This window comes from Vibrio variabilis, assembly GCF_003263785.1.
Taxonomy (GTDB): domain Bacteria; phylum Pseudomonadota; class Gammaproteobacteria; order Enterobacterales; family Vibrionaceae; genus Vibrio; species Vibrio variabilis.
Window position 1 is genome coordinate 67,349 of the sequence record NZ_JYJK01000096.1, and the last position, 7,306, is coordinate 74,654.

The 7,306-nt window shown below is 43.8% G+C and carries 6 protein-coding genes and 3 pseudogenes; 8 read left to right on the forward strand and 1 reads right to left on the reverse strand.

Going from position 1 to position 7,306, the window contains the following annotated elements:
• Positions 1-69 precede the first annotated feature (69 nt).
• The 7 genes and pseudogenes from TZ48_RS18270 (at position 70) to rplT (ending at position 5,071) form a co-directional block, all read left to right on the forward strand.
• Entirely contained in the window at positions 70-1,275 is a 1,206-nt protein-coding gene (locus TZ48_RS18270; protein ID WP_275426462.1) for a PP2C family protein-serine/threonine phosphatase, read from the forward strand.
• Complete coding sequence (locus TZ48_RS18275) at positions 1,268-1,711, forward strand: ATP-binding protein (protein ID WP_162674645.1); 444 nt, start codon at positions 1,268-1,270, stop codon at positions 1,709-1,711. Before TZ48_RS18270 ends, TZ48_RS18275 begins: the two co-directional genes overlap by 8 nt.
• A 188-nt stretch (positions 1,712-1,899) precedes the next feature.
• A pseudogene (thrS, locus tag TZ48_RS18280) lies at positions 1,900-3,824 on the forward strand (threonine--tRNA ligase).
• Positions 3,825-3,890: 66 nt separating this feature from the next.
• Positions 3,891-4,030: pseudogene (locus TZ48_RS26640) on the forward strand (translation initiation factor IF-3); the annotation flags it as partial.
• A gap of 9 nt (positions 4,031-4,039) precedes the next feature.
• Entirely contained in the window at positions 4,040-4,378 is a 339-nt protein-coding gene (gene infC / locus TZ48_RS18285) for a translation initiation factor IF-3 (RefSeq protein WP_042499736.1), read from the forward strand.
• A gap of 103 nt (positions 4,379-4,481) precedes the next feature.
• A complete protein-coding gene (gene rpmI, locus TZ48_RS18290; RefSeq protein WP_019275792.1) occupies positions 4,482-4,676 on the forward strand; it encodes a 50S ribosomal protein L35 in 195 nt (64 codons plus the stop codon).
• A gap of 41 nt (positions 4,677-4,717) precedes the next feature.
• Entirely contained in the window at positions 4,718-5,071 is a 354-nt protein-coding gene (rplT, locus tag TZ48_RS18295; protein ID WP_004401084.1) for a 50S ribosomal protein L20, read from the forward strand.
• A 52-nt stretch (positions 5,072-5,123) separates the two neighbouring features.
• On the opposite strand, the pseudogene TZ48_RS25395 reads toward rplT, so the two are convergent.
• Positions 5,124-6,088 (reverse strand): annotated as a pseudogene (locus tag TZ48_RS25395) (integron integrase).
• A 238-nt stretch (positions 6,089-6,326) separates the two neighbouring features.
• Here TZ48_RS25395 and TZ48_RS18310 point away from each other — a divergent pair.
• On the forward strand, positions 6,327-7,103 hold the full coding sequence (locus tag TZ48_RS18310; RefSeq protein WP_239670955.1) for a hypothetical protein: 777 nt from the start codon (positions 6,327-6,329) through the stop codon (positions 7,101-7,103).
• Positions 7,104-7,306 lie beyond the last annotated feature (203 nt).

Here is a 7,306-nt window from a genome sequence, read left to right on the forward strand (position 1 = left end):
ACTATTCTTGAAATAACAGCCCTTTAAAACTGAGGTGGCGTTATTTCAACGAGCCGTACTCTCTCTTCTTTGCGAAAGTATTCGATTCTGCTGGTCGAAGACGATGCTGTCATGCGTGCGAGGCTGCGTTTACTACTCGAAAAACGTGGCTATGAGATTATGGTGGCGTGTGATGGTATTGAGGCGCTATCACTGCTTGCAAAACATGAGCAGATTCAATTTGTGCTTAGTGATTGGGTGATGCCTAATATGGACGGGGTTGAGCTCTGTCAGTCAGTGAAGTCTAACGACTACAATCGTTATCTGTTTTTTGTCTTACTTTCCTCTCAAGACGATCATAAGTCGATAACGCTCGGTATTAACGCTGGAGCTGATGATTTCGTAGCTAAAAATACGCCAGTAGATGAGCTTGATGCGCGTATTAAAGCAGGGTTTCGAACGCTTGATTTACATAATCAGCTGGTTGAGAAAAACAATGCCCTCAATTTGGCCTATGCACAAATCAATAGCGACCTCATGGTTGCGAGTGATTTGATTGGTAAGCTGCTGCCTATTAAAAGATCGTTTTCTGATATCGAACTTGCTTATGTTCACCAACCATCAGCGGCTATTGGCGGTGACATGTTGGGCTGTATTGAGTTTGATGACCGTTATATCGCTTTCTATATTTTTGATGTTTCTGGGCATGGCGTTGCATCGGCACTGCTTTCTTTCTCTATTCACCATACCTTAAATACCTTACAAGGCGATTGCGCGACCATGTACACGGATCGACAAGGAAAACGTCAAATAAGAAAGGCCTGTGACGTGTTGGCATCTCTCAATAGAACGTACACCATCAATGATAACCATGGCTTGTATGCGACTATGGTGTATGCGGTGCTCGACAGAAAAACCGGTGAACTAGATGTTGCGTTTGCCGGTCATCCGCCATTAATTAAAGTAGCGGCGTCGACAGGCTCGATTGAAAGGATTGGAGAGAGTGGGTTTGTGATTGGCATGTTTGACTTTGCCACGTATGAGTCCATTTCTCTGGTCTTAGAGCCGGGTGATGAGGTTTGGTTCTATACCGATGGCATCACTGAAGCACAGATGGATGATGAGATGCTTGGGGAAGAGACGTTAGAGAATTTGATTGCCTCTACTCATGGAGCGGCGATGCAGGATAAACCATCATTAGTAATGGAGCGGGTAAAAGCGATGATAGGGAGCCAAGAGTTCGACGATGATGTCAGTTTGTTGGCTGTGCGTCGAAGTGGGGAAAGCAATGACTAGATTTCTTAGGAACTTTGAATCATCGATTGACGCGTCAAGAGAGATTGCCGCTGCTCTCCGAGAATTTTGGGGGCAGCAGGACATTCAAACACCTGTTATACATGATCTGGAGCTGTGTGTGGTTGAGCTGGCGAATAATGTTTACGAGCATGGGTATCAAGAGAAAGACGGCAAACTGATTGAAGTCGGTTGCCGTGTCGCCGCTAAGCAAATAGAGGTAACGATCAACCATGAAGGCTTATCGTTAGACTCTGACGTGATGAATGAAATGCTCAGTGCGCCGCTTCAAGAGCTGGATCTAGACGATCCGCTGAGCTGGGCTACGTCGGGCCGCGGCTTCTACATTCTTAATGCTTTGATGGATGACGTTTCTGTCAGTGAAAGCAATGGCGTCACCAGCTTTAGGCTCACCAAACATCTTAGCTCGCTTCCATAGTTTATGAAATTACGATTGTTATTTTGTACGCATTGGTTAAAATGGCCGCTTGCTTTGGATGGTGCATCCGTATTTGCATCAAAAAAGGCAACCATTCATATGAAAACGCGGCAATTATGACCAACTCAATTGCCAGACAATAAAGCATGTCTTGCTTGGTGTGCAAGACCACTGTAATAGGACTTTATATGCCTGTAATTACTCTTCCTGACGGTAGCCAACGTCAATTTGATAACCCAGTATCCACTATGGATGTCGCTCTATCTATCGGTCCTGGTCTTGCGAAAGCAACCATCGCTGGTCGTGTAGATGGTGAGCGCGTTGATGCGTGCGATCTGATTGAAAATGACGCAAGCTTAGAAATCATCACAGTAAAAGACGAAGATGGTCTTGAGATCGTTCGTCACTCATGTGCTCACTTGCTTGGTCACGCGATTAAGCAGCTTTATCCAGATGTCAAAATGGCGATCGGTCCAACGATCGACAGCGGTTTCTACTATGACGTTGATTTAGACCAGTCTCTAACAATGGAAGACGTGGAAAAAATCGAAAAGCGCATGAAAGAGCTAGCAAAAACCAAGTATCAAGTTATCAAGAAAAAGGTTAGCTGGCAGGAAGCGCGCGACACATTCGAAAGTCGCGGCGAAACTTACAAGATGGAAATCCTTGACGAGAACGTTTCTAAAGACGACCGTCCAGGCCTATACCATCATGAAGAATACATCGATATGTGTCGTGGCCCTCACGTGCCAAACATGAGCTTCTGTCAGCACTTTAAACTGCTGAACGTTGCTGGCGCATATTGGCGTGGCAACAGTGACAACAAGATGCTTCAACGTATCTACGGCACTGCGTTCCACGATAAGAAAGCTCTTAAGGCGCACCTAACTCGCCTAGAAGAAGCAGCAAAGCGTGACCATCGTAAAATTGGTAAGCAGCTGGATCTATTCCACATGCAGCAAGAAGCACCAGGTATGGTGTTCTGGCACCACAACGGTTGGTCTGTATTCCGTGACCTAGAAGTATTCATTCGTGAAAAACTGACTGAATACGATTACCAAGAAGTAAAAGGTCCACTCATGATGGATCGCGTTCTATGGGAACGTTCTGGTCACTGGGACAAGTACGCTGATGCGATGTTCACTACCTCTTCTGAGAACCGTGAATACGCCATTAAGCCAATGAACTGTCCAGGTCACGTACAGATCTTTAACCAAGGTCTAAAATCATACCGTGATCTACCGCTACGTATGGCTGAGTTCGGCTCATGTCACCGTAACGAACCATCAGGTGCACTACACGGCATTATGCGTGTACGCGGCTTTACTCAGGATGATGCTCACATCTTCTGTACTGAAAGCCAAATTCAAGACGAAGTCACGTCTTGCATCAAGATGGTTTACGATACGTACAATACGTTCGGTTTTGACAACATCGTTGTGAAACTGTCAACTCGCCCTGAAAAGCGTGTTGGTAGCGATGAAATCTGGGATCGCTCTGAAGAAGCACTAAAACAGTCTCTTGAAGCAATGGAAATTCCATACGAGATTCAAGAAGGCGAGGGTGCATTCTACGGTCCTAAGATTGAGTTCACGCTATATGACTGCCTAGATCGCGCATGGCAATGTGGTACAGTTCAGCTAGACTTCAACCTACCGGGTCGTCTAGGAGCCACTTACGTGGATGAAAACAACGAACGTCAAGTTCCTGTTATGATTCACCGCGCAATCCTAGGTTCTCTTGAGCGATTCATCGGTATTCTTATCGAAGAATACGCTGCTTCTTCCCAACATGGTTGTCGCCAGAACAGGCTGTTATCATGAATATCACGGACAAACAGTCTGATTATGTTCAAGAAGTAACACAAAAACTGCAAAAAAGTGGAATTAGAGCCAAAGCGGACTTGAGAAATGAGAAGATTGGCTTTAAAATCCGCGAACATACTTTGAAGCGTATCCCGTACATGCTTGTTTGTGGCGACCAAGAAATGGAAGCTGGCGAAATCGCAGTACGTACACGCAAAGGTAAAGACCTCGGCAAATTTAAAGTGGATGACCTCATTTCATACATCCAAGACGAGGTTTCAAGCCGTAAGCTCAATCTGGAGGAATAAGCTATTAAAGGCGGAAGACGTGGCCAACAACCGGCCAAACAAAACCAGCACCGTTTAAACGGTGAAATTCGTGGCGTTCGTGAAGTTCGTCTAACAGGTGCAGATGGTGAATCTGTTGGTGTTGTTTCTATTCAAGAAGCACTAGATGCAGCTGCAGAAGCTGGTATGGATCTCGTAGAGATCAGCCTAACGCCGAGCCACCAGTTTGTCGTGTGATGGACTATGGTAAGTTCCTCTTCGAGAAGAGCAAAGCTGCGAAAGAGCAGAAGAAGAAGCAAAAGCAGATCCAGATTAAGGAAGTAAAATTCCGCCCTGGAACTGATATTGGAGACTATCAGGTAAAACTACGCAACCTGACGCGTTTCCTAGAAGACGGCAACAAAGTGAAGGTAACAATTCGCTTCCGTGGCCGCGAAATGGCTCACCAAGACATTGGTGTCGACGTTCTTAACCGTCTGAAAGAAGATACTGTAGATTTAGCTGTAGTAGAGTCTTTCCCGACTAAGATCGAAGGCCGCCAAATGATCATGGTATTGGCCCCTAAGAAGAAGTAATTAACGCTTTACAAGTAAGAAAACCTAGCCGTTCTCGAATGGCTGGGTTTTGTTCGCCCTAATTACTATTGTTTAACAACTCAACAATGCGGAGTTATTCATCATGCCTAAGATGAAAACCAACAAAGGTGCTGCTAAGCGTTTTAAGAAAACTGCTGGTGGTATTAAATTTAAGCACGCTACAAAACGTCACATTCTGACTAAGCGTACTACTAAGAACAAGCGTCAGCTACGTCCAAATGCAATTCTTCCTAAGTGTGAAGTTGCTGCAGTTGTTCGTATGATGCCATACGCTTAATTCTTTTTAGTTTATCAATCGTTTAGTTTAGGAGAGACATAATGCCTCGCGTAAAACGTGGTGTACAAGCTCGTGCACGTCATAAGAAAGTTCTAAAACAAGCTAAAGGTTACTACGGTGCACGTTCACGTGTTTACCGCGTAGCTTTCCAAGCAGTTACTAAAGCTGGTCAATACGCTTACCGTGACCGTCGCAACAAGAAACGTCAATTCCGTCAACTGTGGATTGCACGTATCAACGCGGCATCTCGTCAAAATGGTCTATCTTACAGCCGTTTCATCAACGGTCTTAAGAAAGCATCTATCGAGATCGACCGTAAGATCCTTGCTGACATCGCGGTATTCGACAAAGCTGCATTCGCAGTTCTAGTTGAAAAAGCGAAAGCTGCTCTTTAATTAGCAGTTTAGGTCTATGTAAAAGGGGAGCGTAAGCTCTCCTTTTTTGTGTCTATAGAATAGTAGACAAGGGACTGGTCACCCCGCTTGCCCCTCTGTTTAACACGTGCGTGTATATTTGTGTTGTCTTCACGTCGGTATGGCCGAGCTGTTCCTGAACCGTGCGAATATCGGCACCGCTTTCTAGTAAGTGCGTTGCAAAGGAATGACGCAGCGTGTGACATGTAACGGTTTTCCTCAAGTTCGCCTTTTTAGCCGCAGCTCTGACAGCTCTTTGCAAAGTAGAAGGGTGTACATGCTGCCTTCGAAGCAAGTTACTTCGTGGATCCTGACTTAACTTGGCCGAAGGAAATAAGTAGTGCCAACCGAAATCAAGATGTGCATTGGGATATTTTCTTGTTAAAGCATGTGGCAGATAGACGCCGGCGTAGCCTGCGTTCGATAGTCCATTTGGTAGTAGTTTCTAGCCCTATTAATTTGTTCCTCTAGTGGGTTACGTAGCTCATTGGCTAAGGTGACCACTCTATTCTTTGCTCCTTTCCCCTGCCACACACGTAAGGCGCCATAATCGAAATCGACATCGTTGATTCTTAATCGAACACATTCCATTACGCGTAATCCGGAACCATACATAAGTTGCATCGGTAGTAAAAAATTAGGATTAGTGCACTTCATTAGCTGTGATACTTCTTGCTGAGTTAAAACTACCGGCAGTTTGGTTTCTTGGACTGAACGCTTAAATTTCAGCTCCTTATCTAAAGGTGTTTTTTGTATTTCTTTGTACAAGAAGTGCAGAGCATTCAATGCGAGCTTCTGTGTCTTTGGAGCAAGGTTTAACTTTGTCGCCAGAAAGGTAAGGTAAGCTTCGACTTCCTCAGAACCCATATCTCTTGGGTGCTTCATACCATGGAAAATGATGAATCGCTTAATCCAATATAAATACGCTTCAATCGTTCGCTTCGCGTACTGCCTGGTGTACATGTATTCCGAGATGTGTAAGAGGTAAAGTGACTTCATAGTAAATAAAGATATGTATAAATAAACAGTTTCTTTGATTTTAGGGTATGCTGGAAGCTATATAAGCACAATGTTGCTTATCGTGAGTGATATCACATAAAGACGTAACGTAACCTACTGATTGCATTAGATGTTCATGTTAGATTGGTGTTTTACTGTTCTGAGGCAGGGGCGGTAGCGTGGGGGAGTTATAGGCGCGTGGTGCGGGCTAATATATGTTAGCTATCCAAGGGGTATAATGAAAATTCTCAGCTGTTTGATAATGTTCGCCATAATAACGTTTGCGACTAAAGCTGGTCAGCTTTCGTTGCCAGAATGTGAAGCAAGAAATCCATTAAAAACAGAGTTACATTTCTACGTAAATGAACAAGTTCTTGACGAATACTCTAAGGAATTTGTTGGTGCAAAAATTAATTCATGGGTTGCTTATTCCAATTTAACCTTGGAAAATTCTTGTATTCCTATGGTAAGGGAAGCAACACACATAGAATATGTTACAGCTATGGACTCTACTTGGTTTCAGGATGTTAATGCAGCAGAAGCGTTGTTGAAGTTAAATTTAAAACGAGAGTTGCCTGAAGTAAATGAGCGAGGAGAGCCAATATTTACTGCAATTGTGTTTTCTAATTGGTTGGACAGCCATGAGTCAAATTGGTGTGGCTACAGTTCTAACTCATCGTTTACGTATACAATTGCATTGAATTGTCCAGATCATGTTATGGAGCATGAAATTGGGCATTTGAGTGGTGCTTCACATGATATGGGAACTTTAAAAGCTGCTGATGAAACATTTGACTTGGAAGATTACTTTGGGAATTACTATCCACCTAAAAAGAGTTATTCACTTGGTTTTGTTTGTTCACAGCGTGGAACAGTGATGTCTTATGAGCAAAATGTAATACCAGTGTATTCGAACCCAGATGTATCTTTTGATGGTACGGCGTGTGGAGTCGTAGAATCTGCGAATAATAGTCAGGTATTAAGAGAGTTTGCTAAAAAGTACACAAGAAAATAGCTAACAAATTGTTCAAGCAGACAGCTAACGTTTGGCGATTTTGGTTTGAATTGAGTTTAGTGATTACGGTGGCTTTGCTTGAGTGTCGTGGTCGTTAGCTGCTACTTAACAAGGCGTTATGTAGCTAGGAGATATATGGAAGTTTCGGTACAAATTAGTAAGGAAATACAAGAAGGTGAGGTCATTGAGCTTTACCGCGCCAC